This window comes from Niallia oryzisoli, assembly GCF_036670025.1.
In the GTDB taxonomy this organism is placed as follows: Bacteria; Bacillota; Bacilli; order Bacillales; family Cytobacillaceae; genus Bacillus_BD; species Bacillus_BD oryzisoli.
The window spans coordinates 593156-617271 of record NZ_CP137640.1 but is presented as its reverse complement, the minus strand read 5'-3'; the positions used below and the strand labels follow the sequence as shown (position 1 = coordinate 617271).

The following is a 24116-nucleotide window of genomic DNA, read 5'->3' as shown; positions in this document are numbered from 1 at the left end:
TTTCACAAAAATAACTTCAAGATAGAAAAAACAGCCATAATCTAGTAAGATAACCTCATGTGACATTAGATAAGGAGTTAAAAAAATGAGCGTATTAAACGTACAAAGTTTAAGTCACGGTTTCGGTGATCGTGCGATTTTTAATAATGTGTCTTTTCGACTTTTAAAAGGAGAGCACGTTGGACTAATTGGAGCAAATGGTGAGGGTAAGTCAACCTTCATGAATATTGTTACTGGGAAGTTGCAACCCGACGAGGGGAAAGTTGAGTGGTCAAGAAAGGTTCGTGTTGGCTATTTAGATCAGCATGCTGTACTTCAAAAAGGTACTACGATGCGTGAAGCTTTGAGTACGGCTTTTCAATATCTATTTGATGCTGAAGCAGAGATTAATGAGCTTTATGCAAAAATGGGTGATGAAGGTGCTGATATCGATGCTATGCTTGCTGAAGTTGGAGAGCTACAAGAAACTTTAGATAGTAATGATTTCTATCAAATTAATTCAAAAGTTGAAGAAGTTGCTCGTGGTCTAGGATTAGACGATGTTGGACTCGATCGAGATGTAGATGATCTTAGCGGTGGGCAACGTACGAAAGTTCTGCTAGCTAAGCTTTTGCTAGAAAAGCCTGAAATCCTATTACTAGACGAGCCTACGAACTATTTGGATGAACAGCATATCGAATGGTTGAAGCGCTATTTACAGGAATATGAGAATGCATTTATCTTGATTTCACATGATATTCCATTCTTGAACAATGTTGTAAACTTGATCTATCACATGGAAAACCAAGAGTTGAATCGCTATGCTGGTGACTATGATAACTTCTTAAAAATATATGAAATGAAGAAGCAACAGCTAGAGTCTGCTTACAAGCGCCAACAACAAGAAATTGCTGAGTTGAAAGATTTCGTTGCTCGTAACAAGGCAAGTGTTGCGACTCGTAATATGGCGATGTCTCGTCAAAAGAAGCTCGACAAAATGGAAATTATTGAATTGGGGAAAGAGAAACCGAAACCAGAGTTTAATTTCAAAGAAGCTCGTGCATCTAGTCGTTGGATTTTCGAAACTGAAGATCTTGTTATTGGTTACAATGAACCACTTTCTCGACCTCTGAACTTGAAAATGGAACGTGGACAAAAAATTGCATTCGTCGGTGCAAACGGTATTGGTAAGTCTACTCTATTAAAAAGTATTCTTGGGTTGATTAATCCAATTTCGGGTAAAGTGGAACGTGGTGAGTATCAATACATCGGTTACTTCGAGCAGGAAGTTAAACAGTCCAACTACAATACTTGTATTGAAGAGATTTGGAGCGAGTTCCCAAGTATGAATCAGGCTGAAGTCCGTGCTGCTCTTGCAAAATGTGGATTAACGACGAAACATATTGAAAGTAAAATCGAAGTCCTTTCTGGTGGCGAAAAAGCTAAAGTTCGATTGTGTAAAATTATTAACACAGAAACGAATTTATTAATACTAGACGAACCTACCAATCACTTGGATGTTGACGCAAAAGAAGAATTGAAGCGTGCTTTAAAGGCATATCGCGGAAGTATCTTGATGGTATCCCACGAACCTGATTTCTATCGTGAAATTGCGACCGATATTTGGAATTGTGAGGATTGGACAACGAAAGTGTTTTAAATAAAGATTAAGGGGTACCCACTGAACTTGGGTACCCCTTTTTATAAGCCATCTAAAATTATTAATAAAACCAAACTGAAGTTAGAAATGAGCTTCTATCTATATCAATATTAATTTTGCAATATTCTTATAAAAATCCCCCTCCCTATTTCCTACATTTCCAGTTGAAAGAAAATATTCGATAAATCCTAGTTCAAAACTTTTGAAACCTAATCCTGCTTAGTGGTTAATGCTGAACCTGCTTTTGATGCTCCATTACCTTCTTATTAATGGACTTTTGGGTAAAATAAAGTTGTATTGGATAGACAGCAAAAGTTTTGGAGGGCTTTAGAATGAAACATTTTACAGAAGAAGAAAAGGTAAAGATTTTATCTGACATTATAGCGATTAGGTCTATAAATGAAAACGAAATTGAAGTGGCAAATTACTTGAAAGATTTATTTGCTGAATACGGCATTGAATCTAAAATTGTTCCAGTTACAGACACTCGTGTTAACTTAGTAGCTGAAATTGGAAGCGGTGGCCCAGTCATTGGCGTTTCTGGTCATATGGATGTCGTTTCTCCTGGTGATGAAAACGAGTGGACTTCAGATCCGTTCACATTGACAGAAAGAGACGGAAAATTATACGGACGTGGAACAAATGACATGAAAGCAGGTTTAGTAAACCTTGCTTTAGTGATGATTGAACTCAAAGAAAATAATGAACTGAAAAATGGTACTGTCCGTTTTATGGCAACTACTGGTGAAGAAGTCGGCGGTGCAGGTTCTAAAAAATTATACGAAGAAGGCTATATGGATGATGTAAATTATCTATGGGTAGCCGAACCTTCTCATGACACAATTATTTACTCTCACAAAGGATCACTCAACTTGCGTGTAACGTCTATTGGTGAAGCAGCACACAGTTCTATGCCTGACCAAGGTTATAACGCGATTAATCCATTGATGGAATATCTATTAGAACTAGACAAAAAATTGAATGGCGATGATCGTAAAAATGAAGTTCTAGATAAATTGGTTATGAGTACAACTATTTTTAATGCAGGGAACCAAATAAACTCAGTTCCAGCAAAAGCAGTAGCTGAAATAAACGTGCGTACTATTCCAGAATTTGATAACGATGAAGTGATTGACTTATTCAACACAACAGCTAACAATTATAATAAAGAAGGCTCTGATATTAATGTTGAAGTGACAATGTCATTACCAAGTGTTTTCACTTTAGGACAGTCTGAAATGGTTGATCTTGCTAAAGAACTTGGTAAAAAACACTTAGGTTTAGAAATTTCTGTTAAAGGCTCGCCAGGGGTGACGGATGCATCAAACTTATTACGAGGTAAAGATGAAGACTTTCCATTCATGATGTTTGGTCCAGGCGAAACAAAAATGGCACACAAAATAGATGAATATGTCTACAAAGATTACTACTTTGCATTCTTCGATATCTATAAAGAGTTAATTTTAGGCTTAGCGAAATAAAAAGAGATTTTTTTAAACAAAAAGAGGTGACTACCATTTGGTGGTCATCTCTTTTTGCTTTGGTTTTTATTTAACCCTCAATTTGAACAAAGATGTTCAAAAACCTCTTTCTTCTAAATGGTAAAAAGAACTTTGATAGTACAGGGTTCTACACTTGTACTATCAAACAAAGTTGGGTGAAAATATCAAAACTTATTTCACGGGAATTTTACTAAAAAAGACAATAATGACTCTGTTAAATTCTTTAACTTTTTCCCATTGCGGCCAGTGCCCGGCTTCGTTAATGACGGTTAATTCACTGCCTGGAATCATCTCTTGAATGGGTTTTGCTTCCTCGACTGTAGAGGTTGGGTCATGATCTGTCCATGCTAATAATGTTGGAACATTAATCTTTCCGCACCAAGAGGGGTCCCAACTGTATTGTTTTCTAACTTCAATGTCCTGAAGATAAACAATCTGATGAACCGCTTTTTGGTAAGATGACTGTGTATAGATGTTGTACCTTGTTTCAATTAGCTCGTCAGTAACTTGGCTTTTATCATACATTAACCATTCAAGTCTTGTTTTCACATTTTCATAGTTTGCTTCAAGAACAGCCTTAACCGTTTTAGATTCGCCATCACTTCAGGATTGTTGTTGACGTTCCCAGGGGTATTCAAAACGAGTGCTTTGGCAATTCCAGGATGATGGGCTGCAAACCAGGCTGCGACCCAGCCTCCTAAAGATTCTCCAGAAAGATAGACTTCCTTCAGATTTAAAGCTTGAATAACCCATAATAAATGGTCGCTATAGAAATCAATTCCATAAGGGCGATCAGGCTTATCTGTGTAACCATGACCGACCATATCAATGCAGATCACACGGAAATGTTTCACTCAAGCCTCTGATATTTCGAGCATAAGCCTCAATATGACCGCCAGTTCCATGAAGCAAAATAAGCGGCTCCCCAGTTCCTGCTTCTAATACTCTCGTTTTGATTCCATTTGCATCCACAAAATAGTTTTTAAATGCTATATCCGCTAAACCTGTCCAAATTGACATACAACATCCTCCTCGTTTATTTGAAAAATATCTTATACTCTATGAAACTTCACAACACCCATTCCTGTTACCCATTCTGGAATAGGCTCATAACAAGCAACCTCTGGCTCAAATCCATTGAGAATTCCTAGCAGCACAAGCCAGTTATGAATTTCCTGACCGCCATTGCCGCCATTTTCCTCGATAAAATCAGGGCCCCATTGTTTTAGTGCCTGATAGTCTTTTTCTATAATCAATCGTAAAAATTCACGATCCCACTCTCATTAACCGGTCCTGATTTCAAACTTGTCACACGTGTTTTGCGCGTGTTCAAATATTCGTCAAGCTGCTCAATTTCTTGGCGGCCATTTGTTAGGACTTTAATCAGCTCTTGATCTTCAGGCTTTTCACTATCGATCTTTGGAATTGGAACCCAGTGAGAGATAGTTTTCTGTAGTGCTTACCAAAGTAAAATGGCTTAAGTACATTTCTTCACTATCTTTTTTTCATTTGAAAAAAGTTGAATTACCTTCTTACAAATTTATTTCCTTGATTTAGTTCTATTACCTAAGATGTTGCATCCGGATGAAATTGATGTGCCAGCGGAGAAACACCATGCCGACTGACTTTGGTTGGATGGAAACTTTGTGACTAAAATACATAAAAACCAATAAAAAATAGAAGCCTAACATTTAAAGTACATTTCTGTAAAACTGCGTTGGTTATTAGCATGAATTAGATTTAAAAAATTGTGGAGGATTGCAATGGAGAAAAAAATAGTTGCACTCGATGTATCGAATTTATGGACTCCCTATATGAATAACACGATGGCTCTATGCGTAAACAAATATGCATTGCAAACTATTCAAGATCCAGAAATTAACGCTGCTTTTTGCAATGCTTTGAATATAGCAGAGAACATTGTTCAAAAAATCGCCGCCATTTTCAATCAGGAACATTTTCCGATTCCCAAAGGATTTACAGAGGAAGATGTCCATTTAAACGCACCACGATTGTTTTCAGATGAACTCTGGCTGTTCTATCTGCACCAAATGTCGATACACGGATTGACCGCTTATTCACTTGGAATCACCGCTTCCCGCAGGCGGGACGTTCGTCAATTCTATTTCGAAACATACAACGAATCTTATGAATTGTACGAAACTACGTTGGGCGTGCTGCAATCGAAAGGTTTCATGGAACGTTCCCCCACTATAGCGCTTCCGGAAAAAATCGAATTTGCGGAAAAACAAAACTTTTTAGCCGGCTGGTTTGGGCACCAACGCCCATTGAATACAATAGAAATCTCCAGTCTTTATTTTAATTTGCAGAAAACCATATTGACTAAAGACTTGGCTCTCGGTTTCAGCCAAACCGCCAAATTAAAAGAGATTCGCCGATTCATGGAGGAAGTGGTACAAGTGGCAGCTGAACATATTGAAATTTTTACTACCATCCTTCATGAAGACTTCATCAGTTCTGCCATCACATGGGACACCCATGTTACAGATTCTCAGATTGCGCCATTTTCGGATAAATTGATGATGTTCCATTGTGCATTTTTAATTCAAGCTGCCATGGCTTATTATGGAACCGCCTTATCCGGCTCCATGAGGCGCGACCTCGGGCTCAAATATTCGTCTGCCATCGCAAGGGATGTCAAGCTTGCGGAAGACTACGCAAATATCCTGATTGCCAATGGATGGTTTGAGGAACCTCCAAGTTCCGTTGATCGACGAGAATTATCTTAGTGAAACTTCACCATAACTGCGATTTTAAGAAGTACACAAAACCCCTTGAGACTGAAGGGGTTTTAACTCGTGTTCTTATCAATTATCCAAGCAAGTACATATTGCTGAAATAGTGTTTTTGTGCTGAATGAATTTTCTCCACCTCACAAATATTCCAAACATTCAAAATACCTTACCTTAAAATATTTTAGAATGTTTCCTCCTATACTTGGAATAATACCATTGTAGTAAAAAGGAGGGTAATTAGAAATGGATATTCAAAAATTAGCCGATCATGAGTCATTGGATCTACACGAAGTTATTAATTTTAAAACCCTTTGCTTAGCGAAATCAAAACTAATGCAAGGACTGGTATTTGATCATGATTTAAGAGCATTAATGCAAAAAGATGTTGAACAATCCATGCAAGCGCTTGGAGAATTACAGGCAATTTATCAACGCGCACCTTTTGAAGCGCCTGTTCCTCAAAACCGGCCAACACCAATAATAAATTGAAAGGAAGGCAAATTCATTGAACAATGACTATTTAGACCCTATAAACTCGCTACACGTACCAGAGCTAGCAGATACCACATTTGCGATGGATTTACTTCTTCGTGCCAAAGAAGGTGTGCGCAATATTGCGGTTGCATTAACGGAGTCCGCATCACCTGATGTTAGAACCCTCTTACGAAACCAGTTAATGCAAGGGATTGCCATGCACCAAGAAATTACAGAATTAATGATTAGTAAAAAATGGTTCCATCCATACGAATTAAGTGAACAATATCAATTAGACCAACTCTCTGCCAACAATACTTTGATGATTGGCAAAATGAATCTATTTCCTGTTGAGACCAATAGAAAAGGTATGTTTGACCGGACACCTGATGAACACTAACACTGGAGGCTGTAACCAATGAAGGCGGTAACGTATCAAGGTATTAAAAATGTTGTAGTCAAAGAAGTTCCAGATCCAAAGATTGAAAAACCAGATGACATGATTATTAAAGTAACGAGTACAGCTATATGTGGTTCTGATTTACATTTAATTCATGGCATGATTCCTAACCTGCAAGAAAACTATGTTATTGGCCATGAACCGATGGGAATCGTCGAAGAAGTAGGTCCAGGTGTGACTAAACTAAAAAAGGGGGATCGAGTAATTATTCCCTTTAATATAGCATGCGGTGAATGCTTTTTTTGTAAAAACCATTTGGAAAGCCAATGTGATAATTCTAATGATAATGGTGATATGGGTGCCTATTTCGGATATTCTGGTACGACGGGGGGCTATCCAGGTGGGCAAGCTGAATATTTAAGAGTGCCGTTTGCCAACTTTACTCATTTTAAAATTCCAGAGACTTGTGAAGAACCAGATGAAAAGTTAGCAGTTATTGCCGATGCGATGACTACTGGTTTTTGGAGTGTTGACAATGCAGGCGTAAAGGATGGAGATACCGTTATTGTTCTTGGCTGTGGTCCGGTTGGTCTTTTTGCTCAAAAATTCTGTTGGCTAAAAGGAGCTAAGCGTGTCATTGCCGTAGATTATGTAGACTATCGTTTGCAACACGCTAAACGTACCAACAAAGTTGAAATTGTAAATTTCGAAAAGTTTGAAAATGTGGGAATGCATTTGAAAGAAATGACGAAGGGCGGCGCTGATGTTGTCATTGATGCAGTTGGTATGGACGGTAAAATGACTGATATGGAGTTCCTTGCGAGCGGAATGAAGCTTCAAGGCGGAGCATTAAGTGCGTTTATCATGGCTTCACAAGCAGTGCGTAAAGGCGGGACAATTCAAGTTACTGGCGTTTACGGCGGCAGATATAATGGTTTCCCTCTTGGAGATATTATGCAGCGAAATATCAATATCCGCTCTGGGCAAGCACCTGTCATCCACTATATGCCATATATGTTTGAATTAGTTTCGACAGGAAAAATTGATCCTGGAGATGTCGTGAGTCATGTACTTCCACTTAGTGAAGCAAAGCGTGGCTATGAGATTTTTGACACAAAAATGGATGAATGTATAAAAGTCGTGTTGAAACCTTAAGGAAGGAGGTATGAAAAATGAACTACGCCTTACATGAAGTTCTTGAGGTCCATGAGATGGCTGCATTTAAGACCACATGTTTGACTAAGTCCAAAACGATGAAAGCGTTAGTTACAGATCAGCTATTAAAAGATATTATGCAGCAAGACATTGATGTATCTACGAGACAATTACAAGAATATGCTTCTATCCTTTCCAACGCTAAGCAGTAAATTAGGAGATGAATGAACATGAATCCAATCATTGAAACTTTAACTGGCATGGACGGACTATCGGATCAAGTCGTTGCAATGGACCTACTCATTTCAGCTAAAAGTGGAGTTAGAAATTATGCCATGGCAGCTACGGAGGCAGGAACACCGGAAATTAAAGAAATGCTCACTCGCCATTTAGTGGAAGCTCTTGATATGCATGAACAAATATCCGCATATATGGTAGAAAAAGGATGGTACCATGCTTGGGATACAAACGAACAGATCAGTTTGGATTTAAATAATATCAATACAGCATTGAATTTACCGACATTATAAAAAATTTCTAGAACAGTTTAACACTCACCAATTAAACTGTTCCTATTAAACCATTTTGAGTTGTTTTTGCAGAAGTAAATACAGTTAATACTTTTTGCTTACTCGTGTTTGTTTTCCACTATATAAAGAAAATTAATTGACTATTTTTATTATGAAAAGGTCGGAGCAGGTAATTCGCCAATTTTCATATGAAGTAAACTATAAGGTTTTTCTCGTAAATCTCTTCCATAATGAAATCTGGCCTGCCGATGTAATTGGTTCACAATGACATACACTCTGAACTTACTGGCGGCTATGCTGGCAGGCAAGCTGAGCAAATGCGTGTCCCTTACGGAAACTTTACGCCTTTTAAAATTCCTGAAGCTTGCGAAGTTGAAGATGAAAAGCTTTGTTTACTTGCCGATGCAGCTTCAACCGCCTATTGGTCGGTAGACCATGCCGGCGTCAAAGAGGGAGATACAGTCATAGTGCTTGGTTGCGGCCCGGTTGGACTGCTTGCCCAAAAAATTTGCCTGGTACAAAGGAGCAAAAAGGGTTATTGCTGCAGATTACATTGACTACCGGCTGCAGCATGCCAAGAGACACAACAAGGTTGAGATTGTGAACTTTGAACAGCATGAAAACACCGGTCAGTACCTAAAGGAAATTACAAAGGGCGGAGCAGATATAGTCATCGATGCTGTCGGTATGGATGGAAAGTGGACCGAAATGGAATTTCTTGCAAGCGGACTGAAGCTTCAGGGCGGAGCGATGGAGGCGATCGTAATTGCCAGCCAGGCGGTTAGAAAAGGCGTTACCATCCAAATAACAGGCGTTTATGGAGGACGATACAATGCTTTTCCGCTTGGAGACTTGTTCCAGAGAAATATCGATTTAAAAATGGGACAGTGTATAATGCTAAATAGGTCAAGGGATAAATATTCATAAATAAAGACCGACCTTAAGTAAAACCCCATATTTCGATTTTTTTTGAAGGTTCAACTATCACAGTATTTTTTAGGACCCCTCTAGAACGTGAAAGGATCTTGCGTTTTCATCCTACAGAGGATACAGCCTAAAGTATAAACTTAGCTTTTCACGTATTATTCGTACTTGTAGGACAAGATCCATAACGCTGACCCGCGAGGTCTGGAGCCTCAGGCACGAAGTTCAATGTGATCTAACGTCCTAGAGGGGCCCCATTTTTGTTAAAAGTAACTTCACTTGTGAGACATACTAACTAACAGTATTTCAAAAATTATCTAGATTATTAGGCGAATTGTAGAGAAACATTATCTTCAGACCCTAGGTCTGACTGTTAACTAACTTTGTGCACTCTTCCTAAGCAGACTGTTGGGGAATCACTGGCCTTACGAATTTTTCAAAGAACTGTTTTACATTTGGCCTATGCGGCTTTTTACTTATTTCATCAAATAGGACATAGTTTGGTTGGTTTGTGCGGAATAGTGTCTGATGCCGTATCATCGAAAAGGCTAGACGAATCTCCAAGTGCAATATACGCTTGCCGAGGGTGCTTCCCTCGATCTTTTAGGGCCTGATATTTCTCTTTCATTTCAGGGTTATTTACAGCTAAGGATTTTCCAACCTGGTAAGTAATATTTCTAAAGCTTTTTCTTCCTTGTTTAGAAACACCTTAATACTCCGGATTGCTTTACAATTGGATTTGTCCCTGCCATTTTAATTAATTGACCTGCATGATCGAAATCAGAAATATCCCCCATTTCAGCGTATAATTCAGCACCTGTGACTACACCTATTCCTTGAACACTAAGGATAACAGCGCCCTCAGTTTGAACGAATAAATCCTCTATTTTTCTTTCTAGTAACTTAATTTGGTCATCCAATAAGTCCAAACAATCCAAACCTTGATTAAAAAGAAATTGATTCGCCTCTACGAACTCCTTTGGCTGGGAAATTGAGTTTTGGGCAAAGTCTAATAATATTTCAATGCTTGTATCTCGAATTTTAAGGTTTTCACGAATGGAAAGCTACGTAGACCTTGTTCTCCAAGAGAAAGAACATCACTGGGATGGAGATGATGCCTCATTAAATAACGAGGAGCCTTCCCAAATAATTTAGAAAATGGTTGTACGTGTTTACGCTTGCCATTTACCCATACACTTTTCCCCTGAAACTCTCGAAAGATATGGTCCAAATGTACTCTTATGAGGTTTTGTGTAGCTGTTCTTTCATCAACCAATTCGCGACGGGCACGAGTTAATTTCTGATGGTTGTGTACAGATCCAGTAGATAACTCAATAGAAGTGCCCCTCCCATGAATCATGGATTGAACAATCGCCATCAAGTCCAAGTTATCTGTCTTTGACCAATTTAAAAGAGCTTGTCGTTCCTGGGTAGTCGTAGCTGCATTTAGAATTCTGACATGGTATCCTACTGAATGGCTTCATCTAACTAAATCCTCTTAGTAATGCCCCGTTGTTTCAACACCAACTACAACAGCCTTTATTCCATAGAGTTCTTTTGTGACTAAGATTTGTTCCTTTACTTTTTCAAAACCAGTCAATGAAGAATCAAACTCAAAAGGATTTACTAAAACATCCCCATAAAAAGTACAAATCATTGCTTTATGTGTATACTTCGCAGCGTCAATCGCCACCATCAACATATTCTCTGATCCTGTTTCTCTAACAAATTGTGCCCATCGACTTCCGTTTTTTCCTTGAATGTGGTTCAATGATTGATAAGCCATCATTTTCATCTCCTTGTGGTGAGGGGTTTGTAATTGGAAGTTCTGCGATAGGTACTTCTATTTTACAATGAAAATGGTGGTCTTTTTTATGGTCTTTTATCTATTTACTACACTAGGCACCAGTTATTCCGTATATGCCTTTCCTATATGACCTGTTCAATTCCGGAAAAGTAGATCCTAGCGATGTTATTACACACGTTCTCCCCCTCGATCAGGCTAAACATGGATATGAGGTTTTCGACACAAAAACAGAAGATTGCATTAAAGTTGTATTAAAACCATAAAAACAGACAGCCCAGTGAGTTTAAGACTGGGTTTTTTCTTTTATTACCGGAAAAGTACTGATTTCTCCTCGTTTTTGCAGAAATAAGTTACACTATATTAAAGGAGTTAACCATATGCAAATTCAGCAAAGAGAAATTAGTGCCAAGAAAATCCTAACTGAAGCTACCGGGTATTTAGATGTAGGTTTTACCCATTCCTTAAATCCATATAGCGGATGCAGTTTTTCGTGCCGATACTGTTATGTCAGGGAAATGCCTATTCAAAAATTCAGGGATGTTCCCTGGGGAGAGTGGTTGGACATTAAAAAGAATGCCGCAGAAAATTATCGGGAAGAACTGTTGAAACTTCGAAAGAAAGGCAAGCCCAGTAACATCTTTATGTCTTCTGCAACCGACCCCTATCAGCCAATTGAACGGAAAACAGCTATAACCAGGTCTATTCTGGAGGAAATGGTTCAACATCCCCCGGATTTTGTGCAAATCCAAACACGCGGGCCGTTAATTACAAGAGATATCGATCTGCTAGTTAAGTTAAAAGATAAATGCGGGCTTCTTGTATCGATGACTGTCGAAACAGATAGAGAAGAAATCAAGCGTTTATTCGCCCCCCTTGCACCAGGCATAAAACTGCGGTTAAAAGCTCTTAAACAACTCCATGATGCGGGTATTTTTACCCAGGCAGCTATTTCGCCCGTTTTGCCGTTTACGCCTGATTTTCCCGAAAGACTAAGTGGAATTACAGATGCAATCTGGATTGATACACTTTCGACTGGCGATGGTTCTTTTGGAAAACGTTCAGAGAGGCTTGGTATGCCGGAACTATTTGAAGAACAGGGTTTGTCCAAATGGTACCGTAACGATATACATCAAAGTGTGGCCAAATATTTTAGAAAACATTTGCCTGGTGTCATCATAAGGGTATCTAAAGAAGAAGCCTTCCCACTTTTAAAACATACATTAACATAAAAACCGGCCATTTCTATTTAAGAAAGGCCGGTTGAATTTTGTTTGTTTATTTTGTCTGGGAAATTTCATTAACAATTTCAGTTAATGCCTCTTTGACCGGTGTAGCTGGACGTCCCAGAACCTTTTCGAAATCATTGCTTTCAACTTCCAGAGAGCCGTTCCGAATGCTTTCCTGAATGCCGACTAGGAGCGGGATGATGAAATCAGGGAGACCTGCATCTTTCATGATAGCAGCATAGGCAGTGTCATCCACCTGCTGCACATTGACATCTTTACCCAGGACATTGCCCAGTTCGGATACAAGTTCTTCCTGGGTCAATAACTTCCCTGACAGTTCGTAGATTGTGTTTTCGTGGCCATTACCGGAAAGGACTGCAGCAGCAGCTTCTGCATAATCCTGCTGCGTTGCCCAGCCTACCCTGCCATTACCTGCTGATGTAACCCATGGTGCCCCTGCCATGGCAGCCTGGATGGTTGGAATTTCATTCTCGAGGTACCAGTTATTGCGAAGAAATGAATAAGGGATACCTGTTTTCTTGATGGCTGCTTCAGTAGCAACATGAGGCTGAGCCATTAGATTAGTGCTTTCTGGAGCATTAGCAATACTTGTATAAGCAATAAATTTAACACCGGCGCGCTCCGCAGCAGCGACCGCGTTTGTATGCTGGCGGATTCTTGTTTCATTGTCCCCATCAGCAGAAATGATTAACAAGCGGTCGATGCCGGCAAATGCTGTATCCAATGTTTCCGGGCTGTCAAAATCACCCTGCCGGACGTCTACTCCGCGGGCTTCTAATCCTGCAGCTTTTTCAGGGTTACGGACACTGACAGCCACTTGCTCAGCTGGGACAGTGTTTAATAAGGTATCAACGATTTTTGTTCCAAGTTTTCCAGTGGCGCCTGTAACTAACAATTTCATAAAAAAGTCCCTCCTAGATTCACTTAAGGTTGTAACTTATTTAATTACCTGTAATCATTATAATTACAACTATATGTCAAGTCAACAAAAAAACGGTTTGTCCTTTGTTATTCTTCATGATTTTAAGGTATAATAAACCTGTAATCGAATTAATTACAAACGGAAGGGATGCTTTATGTCCATCAGCAGTCGATTTTCTGTAGGAATTCATATATTGTCGTTGATTGAGTTTAATAAGGAAGGGATTAGCTCTTCCGATTTTCTGGCTTCAAGCGTCAACACGAACCCCGCTGTAATCAGGAAACTTATGGGGATGTTAAAGAAAGCAGGATTGGTCGAAGTGCATCCAGGAATCGCAGGAGCCAAGCTTGCCAAGAAAATGTCGGAAATTACACTCCTTGACGTATACAAGGCTGTTAATGTTGTACAAGATAATGAGTTGTTTGGAATGCATGAAAATCCTAACCCCGACTGTCCGGTGGGAAGGCACATCCAAAACACAATTGAGCCGATATTTTCAGCTGCACAGTTAGCAATGGAGAGAGTATTGGGTAACGTGACGCTCGAGGATGTTGTTAAGGATATTGGTAAAAAATCAAATATCGACTGTTAATATAAAGGGCATTCATATAGAATGTCTTTTAATTTTTTCCGGCGTTTAATGAATTAAATAATAGAGCTGGAGGGGTGACTAACCCCCGGCCTCTCACACATCACGAGCTCTCGCATTTTATCCTTTGCCTTATTGGTCAAAGTGATCGGACAACGATATACTGTATTTTGAACCTTTATCATCTGATCACCTGCTTTACCGGCAAGCAAGATGGCCGAAAAAACTGTTGATGATAAGCAGCTTTGTCCATTTGATTACGGTCCAACACTTGAATCACCCCTCACTCAGTTATGGGTGATTGGCTGGATAGGTGAAAAAAGTGCCTGTCGCTCCCCGAACCTTGCAAGGAACTTCGGGAAGTGACAGCGTACTATGTCAAGTAAGAATTTTAGATTTTTGTGCATAGGTAACACAACTTACGATCATTTTACAAAAATTACCATAAGCAACTGACAGAAAACACTATAAATGAATCATCTCTTCTCGGACCTGAATAGAGAATACTACCTTGCTTCAATTCTGCATTGATGCAACCTGGTTAGTTCAAACCGGAAATATTAACGTACAATTCGCATTTACAGGACAAGGTAAATCATGCTGTCACTCGAGGTCTTACTGCCTCCGGCACCATACCGATTTTCCCTTGGTCCCAGAAGAGAGATTCATTATTTTTTATTTACATTAGGCAGCTAAAGCGATATTCAAGTAAGTATTTATTTTAGTAAAATTTAGCTTTTTCTTGATTTCTTCAAATATACTGTAGCCATTCTGCTTTGAATCAAAAGGTTTTTTATGTGTTAACATTGAAAAGGCAATTCGGATGAACTTGTTCCCAAGAGCTATATAGGCCTTTCTAGCGTGCTTCCCACGTTCTTTTAACTTTAAGTAATATGGAAGCAAGTCCTTATTATGCTGGGCTAGACATTTGCCAACTGTGTACACCATAAAACGTAAGTTCTTATTCCCTTGTTTAGATATCTTGCCATAGAATCCACTAGTTCCTCCAGATTGGATAATAATCGGATTTGTACCGGCTTTCTTGATTAACTGTCCAGCATTTTCATAATTTGATATATCTCCTAGCTCACTATAAAATTCGGCCGCTGTAATAACACCAATTCCAGGCACAGTTAGAAGCAGTCGTCCATCTGTTTGAAGTAGCGCTGTTTCTATTTCCTTTTCTAGCGTTTTTATATTCTCAGACAACCTTTTTATATCCTGAATCGCCATACTTAATAATAAGAGTTCCACGGATACTTCCTCTTTCTCTTTTACAATTGAGGTTTGCGCCACTTGATAAAGAGTTTGAATAGTAGATGTACGTATTCTTAGTTTCTTCTCCTTTATTATTGAGGTTAGCTTTTCGATTCCTAGTTCTAGTACATCCGAAGGATGAGGATAGAACTCAAGGAAGAATAAGGATGATTGTCCCCAGAAATCACTAAATATCAGCTTTTTCTTCGGCTTGTTGTTTTCCACTTCTATGTAACCTTGAAAGTCCCTCCAAATATGATCCATGAGTGTTCTGATGTGTACTCTTAATAAAGCACGTTTTCGTACCTCGCTTCTTCGTGCACGGGTCAATGTCATAAGTTTACGATAATGACCTTCTGGCAGCCTATTTTCCATTCCTTTGTTTTGGATAAGTTCATGGGCAATGGCATATAGATCTAAATCATCCGTTTTACTCCAGTTTAGTGCACTGAATCTTTCCTCATAAGTTGTTGCCGCATTAATGATGGTTACTTTATAACCTCTTTTTCCTAACTCACGAACAATATCCTCATAATAATGTCCAGTAGCTTCAATACCAACAAAGATTCTTTCTGCCTCAATCTCCTTTTGAGATCTTTCTATCTTAGAACAGATTAAATCAATCCCTAGCTGATCTAGTCCAAAGAAAAAAGGCTTCTCTAGAACATCCCCAAAGTAATTACATATCAACGCCTTTTGAAAGTACTTTGCAGCATCTATCGAAACAATTAATACCTTCTCCAAATTGACTCCTCTTAATTGTGAACTGAATTGACTACCTTTCTTTCCTTGTATATTATTAAAGTAATACCCCATTTACTTCATCTCCTCTTGTTGGAATGTAAGCTGAGGTTCCCTGTCAGGTATCTCTATCTTACAACATGAAGTAAACTGGGGTCTTTTTGTTTTTCCGAAAGGAAAACCTTTCGACAATATTATCTATCACACCAGGCACAGATCCTACCGATTCGACATTTCTTCTTTTACGTTATCTAATGGAATCAACAAGCTGCCTCATGGAGTTTATCTGAGAAGACAATTCAATAAACCATTCCTCATCTCCTGTAGAAAGCGCCAAGTCAATCAGAAAACGAATCTGCTCTTTGTTTGATACTTTCGATTCCGGCAATTTCTTCACATCTTTGCTCTGCATTAGAATAGTTTTCCCAACAGTCATCTCATTATCAGATGTAACGACCGTTACTTTCAGAGCCCCACCCTGGATAGCAAGAGATTCTATATAACCTATTAGCAGCTCCCCATCGATTGACTTTCCCTTTACCCAATCCCCTGCTTTTAAAATTGAGTCTTTATTTGCAATCATTCTTTATTCACCTCTCTAAATTTTTTGGCTAAACCGCGAAGTAACTGTAATTTATTTTATTACATTTATAATAAAGAGAAGGCTCGGCCCTCCGTCAGACTGGTTATTCCGCGTGATTGATAAGGTCGACAACGTCTTTAATGGTATAGTGCTTTAAATATTCCCCGAGATGTTCTTCTGCACCAAAGAAAATGTTAAAGAGTACCTTTTTCATATTTGCGCCCACAATACAATTTTCGTTTGAATTAGGACATTTAGGCTGCAATGCGCCTTCAGATGTGATTTTATATATATCCCACAGATTTACTTCACTTAAATCAAGGACAAAAATAAATCCTCCGCCTGTTCCTTCTTTGGATTTTATGAATCCATGTTTTTTTAACAAACTAAGGACTTTGCGAATCCGTACTGGATGTACTCCAGCACTTTCCGATATAGCATCGCTTGTAGACATCCGATCCGGCTGCAGAGCAAGATAAGTTAAACTATGAATGGCTAGAGTAAAATCACTATTCATAAGCAGCCTCCTAAGCCGTTAAGGAATTTCTTTCAATAAAGCAAGAAGTACTGTAATAATAAGCATTACAGATTTCATTGTCAAGCAAAGTACTTCAAAATTCTCTGTTAATTGGCTACATTATACGATTGCATATAGGTGAATTTACGTAGTTTACGCGGAAGAAAACTTGTAATTTCTTCTGCATTAAATCCAACCTGTAATCTTTTTTCATCCTGGATAATTGGCCTTTTCAGCATCTTGGGATTATCCATAATCAATTTATATAATTCTTTCAGCGGAAGCGATTCAATATTTACGTCTAATTCCTGATATGCATTTGAATTAGTTGAGATAATCTCATCCGTGCCATTTTCTGTCATGCGAAGAATGGATTTAATCTCGTCGAGTGTAATGGGTTCTGTTAAGATATTTCTTTCAATATAATCAATTTGATGTTCCTCAAGCCAAGCTTTTGCTTTACGGCAGGAAGAACAACTTGATGTTACATAAAGCCTCACCATTTTTTCCACTCCCTTGATTATATTTTTAGTAATTGCTTTACCGATCAGCCCAGCATGTAGTCTATGTGATTAAACCGTTTGGTTTGACCAGACTGAAATGTAAAATAAAAAATTACAGTTTCACCAAAAAAAACGATTAGTACTTTGCAAAAAAACAATACCAAATATATTATGCAAGCAACTATACTGTAACTATAATATTTACAGTTCAGAAAGTCAACTGCAAATTTAATTATGACTAGGACAAAAGCTTCATCTTGGTTGAACGGAAAAGGCTAGAAGTAGCTGAATAACATCTAATAGTACTCCGTACATATTTGAATCCTACAAATAAACCATCACTTGATTTAGCGATAAAAGAATTGTGTATTTGTCTATGAAGCCGGGTAAGTGGTACTAAATCGTCGATTCCCTACTTCAACGGGTTATGAGTAGGTTAAACGATGCATTTGCGGGAATACCCTGCTTCATCGGCTTTATGAAGCAGGGTATGTGGGTTCTAAATCGTGGATTCCCTACTCTATAGCCGCTAATGATGATGCTAGAGTCCCGGAAGCCTAAGCCTTAATAAGGGACATTTTACAGAAACTTTTCCGCTAAAAAAGTATACGTTTTAACTTTTGAGCTGTAGTCATAAACAATGTTGATGATCATAAATTCATCTGTTTGGTAATGATTGCTTAATCGAAACATTCGTCCCCCGATTTTTTCAAATATGAAGATCCCATACCCTTTTTCTTTGCTCTGTTTTTATGTAAAAGCCTCTTTTATCCTATCTTCCTAAAATTATAGATACTTTTCGAAGAAGTTACAGTTTGACCGTTACAAATTTAAATGATGTAACGAAGCAAGTATATACTTTCCTTCGTTAAGGGAACCCTAGTCATACATTTTTCTGATTGGGGACGTGCTAAATGAAAATTCTATCAATGATTCAGCCCTGGGCTAGTTTGTTTGTCCTTGGCGAGTCCAAATATGAAACGAGGACATGGAGAACCAACTATCGAGGTCCATTAGCGATTCATACGAGCAAAAAACCGGACAAGGCCGCCTGCAGCTACCCGAGGGTCCAGGAGCTGCTCCAAAAACACGGATATTCAGGAGAAGACCTCCCGACAGGTGTGATCATTGGCGTCTGTGAACTGAAAAATTGCATAAGAGTGGTTGAAAACAATGAAACTTGGGCGGTACTGGAAGATGGGCGAGTTGTTTCCGGTATTGAATTTTTGTTAGGTGATTATCGGGTAGGCGGTTACGCCTGGGAAGTGGAAGGGATGCGCACATTAAAGGAGTCTATTCCTGCAAAAGGGCAGCTTGGTCTGTGGGAGTATCCCGGAATGATTAATTAAAAACTCGTCTTAGTTAAGTCAGCAGGACTTCCTAACTGACAATAGGGCGAATGTGTTACCTAAAATGTAATCCAGTAGTTGCTAGGAGAGCAGCGACCACCCTGTGGTAGTCGTATTCTTGTTAACACAAAAGAAGTATCGGGAGAAGGTCTTTTTCTGTTATTTGTTATTACCCATCGGCCTAGTCAGTGTATTTACTTACTTCAGAATCCTAGGCCGGGAGCCTCCTCTGCGCTGCATGGAGTATATTTTCCCGATACCTCTGTTGACATACAAATTCAATCCCTTCTCTCCTGTCTATCCTCAAAATTTCTATAAAATGTCCAAAGGCATTTTTCTAGTCGGTTGCAGAAATACTTCATCAAGTCTATTTAAATCCTCTTTTGTTAATTCAATAATAGCAGCTTCCGCATTTTCTAGTACATGCTCTTCTTGTACAGCTTTTGGAATAGCTAGACAATTGTTAGACCGGATTGTCCAAGCGAGAGCGATTTGTAAGGGTTGTACAGCGTACTTTTCTGCAATCTCTAAAATGGTTGGATCCGTTAACAGTTGTCTTCTTAAAGTACCTCCTTGAGCTAGCGGGCTATACGCCATAATAGGCATGTGATGTTCTCGCTGCCATGGTAAGAGATCATACTCTATACCCCTTGAACCAAGATGATATAATACTTGATTAATCATACAATTTTTTCCGTTAGTGGTGTTCCATAACTCTTTCATATCATCGGAATCAAAATTGGAGACTCCCCACCTTACTATTTTTCCTTCCTTGCGTAACTTTTCCATTCCTTCAATGGTTTCTGCTAATGGCACACGTCCTCGCCAGTGTAAAAGGTACAAATCAAGATGATCGGTTCCCAGCCTTTTTAGACTGTTTTCACACGCCTTGGCAATCATATCTAATCCTGCATGATGAGGATAAACCTTTGATACTAAAAAGACTTCATCTCTTCGTCCTTTAATAGCTTCACCTACTAACCGTTCAGAATCGCCATCACCATACATTTCCGCTGTATCTATTAGTTTCATGCCTAATTCAATTCCGAGTTGTAAAGCTTTGATTTCCCTTTCTCTCATTTGAGGATTTTCTCCCATATACCAGGTTCCTTGTCCTATTCTTGGCAGAGAAGTTCCATCAGGCAATGTTACTACACGACTTTCAAGGGAATTTTTTATTTTTGTTAATTTATTTTTGTCATGTAGACTCATTAAAAATCAACACTTCCTTTTGTTTTTTTATACCTATTAACAAAAAAGGTGGCATTACTCTTTTGCAGTATTGCCACCAGTATATTACTTAATTCTTACCTTATTTCTGCTTTAGTTAGAACAGCTGCTTGGCAGGATGATAAGCTTCCGTTCAACATCCATTTAGGCCATTATACTAGGCGGGCTCCACCATCAATAAGAACAGCCGTACCAGTAGTAAAACCATTTTTAGCAAGGTATACATAGGTTTCAGCTATGTCTTCCGGCTTTGCAATACGTCCAACAGGGAGCTGTTGTGCAATGCCGTTGAACAGTGCTTGCCTTTGATCATCTGGCATTCCAGCATAAATTGGAGTGTCTACAATTCCAGGTGAAACCACGTTTACCCTAATAGGGGCTAAGTCTACGGAAAGTCCTCGAACCAATCCTTCAATGGCTGAATTGATTGCCGCTAACGTAGTAGCGCCTTGAGGAGGACGAACGCCATATACACCAGAGGTTAAGGTGATTGAGCTCTCCTTGTTTAAATACGGAAGTGCTGAACGGACGGTAATATATTGCCCCCAGAACTTACTATCAAATGCCTCTTTAGCACTTGCAACAGGCAATTCACTAAAGTGCCCCATTGCTCCTTCTCCTGCGGTTACCACAAGGTGGTCAAATTTTCCAACCACACTGAAAAATTCTGCCACTTTTTCTTCGCTTCGAAAATCGATTTCAATTCCTTCCACATTGCCACCAAGAACTTGTTTTGCTTCATTTAATTTGGAAACAGAACGGCTGGCAATGATCACTTGAGCAGATTGATCGAGAAACGCTTTGGCAGTTGCTAAACCAATACCAGAAGTACCCCCTAAAACAACTACTCGTTTACCATTTAATGACATAGTAAAAACCCTTCCTTCTTAAAACATTTTTTGTATTGAAAATTCATTTTGAAGTATTAATTTAAAATTATAAAACATCGTTGGTATTATTCTCATTATACAATTAATACAAGTAATCCACCGTGTTTAGTATATGTTTCTGCTAGATATATGAGGGTATAAAAACAGTTAGTATCGCTCTGTCACGTGTTTAATGATGGTGATGCCCTTTGGAAGAATTCGTGATGTCAAATCCTGCTTGCGGCACATAGAAATAACAACTTTTATCTTTTTAATTAAGGAATCCTGTAAACAACCTCATAACCTGATTTCACGGTTTCATCCATATTCAATGCCCTAGAAAAATCAAAAAGGTTTCCTTGCTGATGTCCTCCTTTTTACCTTTCGCTTTTTGTAATTTCTGCCAGAAGCTCGTATGAATGCAGGCGAGCTTTGTGGTCGTAAACTTGGGCAATGGCCATGATTTCATCTGCCTGGCTCTCCTCCAAAAATGTATGCAGCTTGTCCTTTACCGTCTGCTGGCTGCCAACAATCGATGAGCCTAATTGCTGCTCGAGAGCCTTTAATTGGTAGCTGCTGGCCACTTTGGATATGTCATCTACCGGTGGTTGAAGCGGTGTAAGGTTGCCACTCATCAGATTCAAAAATTGCTGCTGTATTGTTGTAAAAAGGCGCTTTGCCTCTTTATCCGTTTCTGCTGTAATGATATTCAATGCCACCATCGCATACGGCTTATCGAGAACATTCGAAGGCTTAAACGCCTTGCGATAGATCTGTAGAGCACCCAGAGTGTTAAGTGGCGAGAAATGGGCGGCAAACGCGAATGGCAAACCCAGTTCTCCGGCCAGCTGCGCACTGAAGCCGCTTGAACCCAGCAGCCAGACTGGAATATTCAAACCTTCACCTGGAATCGCTTTTATAGGGTTCCCTTGTGCCAGGGATGGATCAAAATAACCGCGGAGTTCCGCTAATTGCTCAGGAAAGTCATTTCCGGTACTTCCCAAGTCGCGTCTCAATGCACGAGCGGTCCCCTGATCTGTACCGGGTGCCCGCCCCAGACCAAGGTCAATTCGCCCAGGATATAATGATTCAAGAGTGCCAAACTGCTCAGCGATGACGAGCGGTGCGTGATTCGGCAGCATGATTCCTCCTGAACCAATCCTGATTTTTGATGTACCGGCTGCCACATGGGACATCACCACAGAAGTGGCGGAACTGGCGATAAACGGCATATTATGATGTTCTGCGAGCCAAAAACGGTTGTAACCAAGTTTTTCAGCAAGCTGTGCGAGTTCCAATGTATGGCGGAAAGAGTCAGCAGGAGTACTTCCGGCTGTTATCGGTGAAAGATCAAGCACCGAGAATGGAATTTCGTTTAGTTTATTTGCATGTTTAGACATAAGTTCATCTTCTTCCCTTATCTAATTTTTTTAAAAACTAATCTGAATCGGAACAGGAAACGAATCGAGATTTTCCGATAAATCGATAAATAAAGTCTGAGTGAAAGGTTTAAACACTCCTGGGGCGTGAATTTCCGACAACTCGCGATACTCGTTAATCAATTGAGTTTGTTGTGGGATAATCCTCGGGTACTGGATCCCAGCCGTCCCCATTCTGGGCGATCCATTCAATCGATTGATTGCTGAATCCTGTCACCATGGTCGGAATCGAAGAAAAAGGTTTGGGGATCATTCTCATATCCGTTCCATCGATGATGCCTAAATCGCTGTTGATTGTCGGATTGTCCTCCTTTAACAGCCGTTCAAGGAATGCATAATTCTTTTTAAACAGCCCTCCACTTTCGAGCATGGATATTCCCAAAGCTGTAAAATCTTTATCCCGGTCTCCTGAAGCCACTCCCATGATCAGGCGTTCGGGAAACAACCGGTCAATAGATGATGCTTCCTTTGCCACTCGGACAGGATGGCGCAGCGGGAGGACCACACTCGCCGTCCCAAGTGCAATATCCTTGGTATGGGCCGCAAGATAGGTCAAATAAATCCATACATCATACATTTGACCATTATCATCAATATTCAAATTCTGAATCGTAACGTCCCGAAGCCACAATGCCGCGAAACCATGGTCTTCAATTTTGCGGGCAAGCGACAGCTGATTTTCCATAATCGGATATTTGGACATCCTTGCCGTCGGAATCGCGAAACCAAGCGTCATTTTATCCTGTTGGTACAACCTGTTAAATGCTCGATGCTGTAATAAACTCACTTCAATTCTCCTTAAATTTTTGTACCAATGTATTTTTCGAACTTTTTAATCGTCTCCTCATTACGGCGATAATACGTCCATTGTCCGATTCGCTTCATTTCAACCAGTCCGCTTTGCAACAGAATCGATAAATACTGTGAAGTAGTGGATTGCGAAATCCCGACCTTGCTTCGGATATCCCCTACGCAAACCCCGCCTTCAAATCCTTCATCAGCAATAATATGGGCTTGCGGTGAAAAATGACTGTCGGGATCTTTTAACATTTGAAGAATGCTCACCCTCGTCTGGTTCGACAATGCCTTAAAAATTTCAACGGCTTGTTCATCATTTAAGCGTTCCAATTCCTGCTTCAATGTCATTTGCCTCTTTCTATATCGATTATCACTATCCCAATGGAAGCTGGATAGATGATCTGAAAGCATCACGCCAAATCGGTAATTCGCGATATTAATATATTAGCCATCTGGTCTGTCCAAATCAAAAGATTTGTTTCGAAGGAGATACGGCGAAAAGCTCCCATCTTAAAAGAGACAACTAAAAAACCTGCATATAACAGGTTTTTCCGACGGTTCCGCCACTCCATCTTTGAACTTATTCCATTATTTTTAGCTTATACACTTCTCTAGTTGATACAAGGTCTGCAATATTGTTCCTGTATTCCTGATAATGAGCAGACTGAATATGGTGTTCCAGCGCTTCCTCATCCTTCCACACTTCATATAAAACAAAAGTTTGGTCTTCAGATTGGTGCAAGTCATACTTTATACAACCTGCCTCTTCCCTTGATGCCGCTTGTACCTTTTTGAGTTCTGATAATAGTTCAAAATACAAAAAAAATATTTTTATACACTTGTTGACACTTGCATTTTTTAATATCACCTCTAAAAAATGCAAGT

At 39.4% G+C, this 24116-nt stretch carries 28 protein-coding genes and 4 pseudogenes; 13 read left to right on the top strand and 19 right to left on the bottom strand.

Going from position 1 to position 24116, the window contains the following annotated elements; translation table 11 throughout:
- The first annotated feature begins 85 nt into the window (after positions 1-85).
- Together R4Z09_RS03100 and R4Z09_RS03095 are read left to right on the top strand one after the other, a co-directional pair.
- Positions 86-1639, top strand: a complete 1554-nt coding sequence (locus R4Z09_RS03100) for an ABC-F family ATP-binding cassette domain-containing protein (protein ID WP_338450924.1) — start codon at positions 86-88, stop codon at positions 1637-1639.
- 332 nt (positions 1640-1971) lie between these two features.
- Positions 1972-3120 carry an ArgE/DapE family deacylase gene (locus R4Z09_RS03095; protein WP_338450923.1) on the top strand — a complete coding sequence of 383 codons (1149 nt, stop codon included), beginning with the start codon at positions 1972-1974 and terminating at the stop codon, positions 3118-3120.
- 192 nt (positions 3121-3312) lie between these two features.
- Here R4Z09_RS03095 and R4Z09_RS03090 read toward each other — a convergent pair whose 3' ends face one another.
- The 4 genes and pseudogenes from R4Z09_RS03090 to R4Z09_RS03075 form a co-directional block, all read right to left on the bottom strand.
- Positions 3313-3690 carry an alpha/beta hydrolase gene (locus R4Z09_RS03090; protein ID WP_338450922.1) on the bottom strand — a complete coding sequence of 126 codons (378 nt, stop codon included), beginning with the start codon at positions 3688-3690 and terminating at the stop codon, positions 3313-3315.
- The gene (locus R4Z09_RS03085) at positions 3687-3995 is read right to left on the bottom strand and encodes an alpha/beta fold hydrolase (protein WP_338450921.1); all 309 of its coding nucleotides are present in this window, start codon (positions 3993-3995) and stop codon (positions 3687-3689) included. Before R4Z09_RS03085 ends, R4Z09_RS03090 begins: the two co-directional genes overlap by 4 nt.
- A complete protein-coding gene (locus R4Z09_RS03080) occupies positions 3967-4161 on the bottom strand; it encodes a hypothetical protein (protein WP_338450920.1) in 195 nt (64 codons plus the stop codon). The genes R4Z09_RS03085 and R4Z09_RS03080 overlap by 29 nt, the downstream gene beginning before the upstream one ends.
- Positions 4162-4193: 32 nt before the next feature.
- Positions 4194-4409, bottom strand: a pseudogene (locus tag R4Z09_RS03075) (hypothetical protein); the annotation flags it as partial.
- Positions 4410-4904: 495 nt separating this feature from the next.
- Here R4Z09_RS03075 and R4Z09_RS03070 point away from each other — a divergent pair.
- The 6 genes from R4Z09_RS03070 to R4Z09_RS03045 all read left to right on the top strand — a co-directional run bounded on the left by R4Z09_RS03070 (position 4905) and on the right by R4Z09_RS03045 (position 8456).
- A complete protein-coding gene (locus R4Z09_RS03070; protein WP_338450919.1) occupies positions 4905-5891 on the top strand; it encodes a DUF3231 family protein in 987 nt (328 codons plus the stop codon).
- Between the two features lie 249 nt (positions 5892-6140).
- Positions 6141-6386, top strand: a complete 246-nt coding sequence (locus R4Z09_RS03065; RefSeq protein ID WP_024030851.1) for a hypothetical protein — start codon at positions 6141-6143, stop codon at positions 6384-6386.
- A 16-nt stretch (positions 6387-6402) separates the two neighbouring features.
- Positions 6403-6771 carry a spore coat protein gene (locus R4Z09_RS03060; RefSeq protein ID WP_101648872.1) on the top strand — a complete coding sequence of 123 codons (369 nt, stop codon included), beginning with the start codon at positions 6403-6405 and terminating at the stop codon, positions 6769-6771.
- 18 nt (positions 6772-6789) lie between these two features.
- On the top strand, positions 6790-7926 hold the full coding sequence (locus R4Z09_RS03055; RefSeq protein WP_338450918.1) for a zinc-dependent alcohol dehydrogenase: 1137 nt from the start codon (positions 6790-6792) through the stop codon (positions 7924-7926).
- 17 nt (positions 7927-7943) lie between these two features.
- Positions 7944-8138: a hypothetical protein gene (locus tag R4Z09_RS03050; protein ID WP_007083743.1), complete on the top strand. Its 195-nt coding sequence runs from the start codon at positions 7944-7946 to the stop codon at positions 8136-8138.
- Between the two features lie 18 nt (positions 8139-8156).
- The gene (locus R4Z09_RS03045) at positions 8157-8456 is read left to right on the top strand and encodes a spore coat protein (protein ID WP_338450917.1); all 300 of its coding nucleotides are present in this window, start codon (positions 8157-8159) and stop codon (positions 8454-8456) included.
- A gap of 149 nt (positions 8457-8605) precedes the next feature.
- On the opposite strand, the pseudogene R4Z09_RS03040 reads toward R4Z09_RS03045, so the two are convergent.
- Positions 8606-8731, bottom strand: a pseudogene (locus R4Z09_RS03040) (gluconolaconase); the annotation flags it as partial.
- On the opposite strand from R4Z09_RS03040, the pseudogene R4Z09_RS03035 reads away from it, so the two are divergent.
- Positions 8729-9359, top strand: a pseudogene (locus R4Z09_RS03035) (zinc-binding dehydrogenase); the annotation flags it as partial. The pseudogenes R4Z09_RS03040 and R4Z09_RS03035 sit on opposite strands and share 3 nt — an antisense overlap.
- A 719-nt stretch (positions 9360-10078) precedes the next feature.
- Here R4Z09_RS03035 and R4Z09_RS03030 read toward each other — a convergent pair.
- The 3 genes from R4Z09_RS03030 to R4Z09_RS03020 all read right to left on the bottom strand — a co-directional run bounded on the left by R4Z09_RS03030 (position 10079) and on the right by R4Z09_RS03020 (position 11169).
- Positions 10079-10309, bottom strand: coding sequence for a transposase (locus R4Z09_RS03030; protein ID WP_338450916.1), 231 nt, complete (start codon positions 10307-10309; stop codon positions 10079-10081).
- A gap of 80 nt (positions 10310-10389) precedes the next feature.
- On the bottom strand, positions 10390-10833 hold the full coding sequence (locus R4Z09_RS03025; RefSeq protein WP_338453190.1) for an IS110 family transposase: 444 nt from the start codon (positions 10831-10833) through the stop codon (positions 10390-10392).
- A gap of 45 nt (positions 10834-10878) precedes the next feature.
- The gene (locus R4Z09_RS03020) at positions 10879-11169 is read right to left on the bottom strand and encodes a hypothetical protein (RefSeq protein ID WP_338450915.1); all 291 of its coding nucleotides are present in this window, start codon (positions 11167-11169) and stop codon (positions 10879-10881) included.
- A 113-nt stretch (positions 11170-11282) separates the two neighbouring features.
- Between R4Z09_RS03020 and R4Z09_RS03015 the strand changes: the two are divergent.
- Both R4Z09_RS03015 and R4Z09_RS03010 read left to right on the top strand, forming a co-directional pair.
- A pseudogene (locus tag R4Z09_RS03015) lies at positions 11283-11450 on the top strand (glutathione-dependent formaldehyde dehydrogenase); the annotation flags it as partial.
- 114 nt (positions 11451-11564) lie between these two features.
- Positions 11565-12416 carry an SPL family radical SAM protein gene (locus tag R4Z09_RS03010; protein WP_338450914.1) on the top strand — a complete coding sequence of 284 codons (852 nt, stop codon included), beginning with the start codon at positions 11565-11567 and terminating at the stop codon, positions 12414-12416.
- A 46-nt stretch (positions 12417-12462) separates the two neighbouring features.
- On the opposite strand, the gene R4Z09_RS03005 is transcribed toward R4Z09_RS03010, so the two are convergent.
- Positions 12463-13335: an SDR family oxidoreductase gene (locus R4Z09_RS03005; RefSeq protein WP_338450913.1), complete on the bottom strand. Its 873-nt coding sequence runs from the start codon at positions 13333-13335 to the stop codon at positions 12463-12465.
- A 175-nt stretch (positions 13336-13510) separates the two neighbouring features.
- Here R4Z09_RS03005 and R4Z09_RS03000 point away from each other — a divergent pair, with 175 nt between their 5' ends.
- The gene (locus R4Z09_RS03000) at positions 13511-13948 is read left to right on the top strand and encodes an Rrf2 family transcriptional regulator (protein ID WP_338450912.1); all 438 of its coding nucleotides are present in this window, start codon (positions 13511-13513) and stop codon (positions 13946-13948) included.
- A gap of 681 nt (positions 13949-14629) precedes the next feature.
- On the opposite strand, the gene R4Z09_RS02995 is transcribed toward R4Z09_RS03000, so the two are convergent.
- The 4 genes from R4Z09_RS02995 to spxA all read right to left on the bottom strand — a co-directional run bounded on the left by R4Z09_RS02995 (position 14630) and on the right by spxA (position 17546).
- Positions 14630-16018 (bottom strand): IS110 family transposase, encoded by a 1389-nt coding sequence (locus R4Z09_RS02995; protein ID WP_338450911.1) that lies wholly within the window; start codon positions 16016-16018, stop codon positions 14630-14632.
- Positions 16019-16190: 172 nt separating this feature from the next.
- Positions 16191-16526, bottom strand: a complete 336-nt coding sequence (locus R4Z09_RS02990; RefSeq protein ID WP_338450910.1) for an IDEAL domain-containing protein — start codon at positions 16524-16526, stop codon at positions 16191-16193.
- 103 nt (positions 16527-16629) lie between these two features.
- Complete coding sequence (locus R4Z09_RS02985) at positions 16630-17043, bottom strand: Rrf2 family transcriptional regulator (protein WP_338450909.1); 414 nt, start codon at positions 17041-17043, stop codon at positions 16630-16632.
- A gap of 107 nt (positions 17044-17150) precedes the next feature.
- Positions 17151-17546 carry a transcriptional regulator SpxA gene (spxA, locus tag R4Z09_RS02980; protein ID WP_338450908.1) on the bottom strand — a complete coding sequence of 132 codons (396 nt, stop codon included), beginning with the start codon at positions 17544-17546 and terminating at the stop codon, positions 17151-17153.
- Between the two features lie 914 nt (positions 17547-18460).
- Between spxA and R4Z09_RS02975 the strand changes: the two genes are divergently transcribed.
- Positions 18461-18895: an ASCH domain-containing protein gene (locus R4Z09_RS02975; RefSeq protein ID WP_338450907.1), complete on the top strand. Its 435-nt coding sequence runs from the start codon at positions 18461-18463 to the stop codon at positions 18893-18895.
- A gap of 312 nt (positions 18896-19207) precedes the next feature.
- Here the strand turns inward: R4Z09_RS02975 and R4Z09_RS02970 are convergent, their stop codons facing one another.
- The 6 genes from R4Z09_RS02970 to R4Z09_RS02945 form a co-directional block, all read right to left on the bottom strand.
- Complete coding sequence (locus R4Z09_RS02970; RefSeq protein WP_338450906.1) at positions 19208-20107, bottom strand: aldo/keto reductase; 900 nt, start codon at positions 20105-20107, stop codon at positions 19208-19210.
- Between the two features lie 170 nt (positions 20108-20277).
- Positions 20278-20994, bottom strand: coding sequence for an SDR family oxidoreductase (locus tag R4Z09_RS02965; protein WP_338450905.1), 717 nt, complete (start codon positions 20992-20994; stop codon positions 20278-20280).
- Between the two features lie 377 nt (positions 20995-21371).
- Positions 21372-22394, bottom strand: a complete 1023-nt coding sequence (locus tag R4Z09_RS02960; RefSeq protein WP_338450904.1) for an LLM class flavin-dependent oxidoreductase — start codon at positions 22392-22394, stop codon at positions 21372-21374.
- 154 nt (positions 22395-22548) lie between these two features.
- Positions 22549-23220, bottom strand: coding sequence for an LLM class flavin-dependent oxidoreductase (locus tag R4Z09_RS02955; RefSeq protein ID WP_338450903.1), 672 nt, complete (start codon positions 23218-23220; stop codon positions 22549-22551).
- An 11-nt stretch (positions 23221-23231) separates the two neighbouring features.
- Positions 23232-23579 carry a metalloregulator ArsR/SmtB family transcription factor gene (locus R4Z09_RS02950; protein WP_338450902.1) on the bottom strand — a complete coding sequence of 116 codons (348 nt, stop codon included), beginning with the start codon at positions 23577-23579 and terminating at the stop codon, positions 23232-23234.
- A 232-nt stretch (positions 23580-23811) separates the two neighbouring features.
- Positions 23812-24051 carry a putative quinol monooxygenase gene (locus tag R4Z09_RS02945; RefSeq protein ID WP_338450901.1) on the bottom strand — a complete coding sequence of 80 codons (240 nt, stop codon included), beginning with the start codon at positions 24049-24051 and terminating at the stop codon, positions 23812-23814.
- Positions 24052-24116 lie beyond the last annotated feature (65 nt).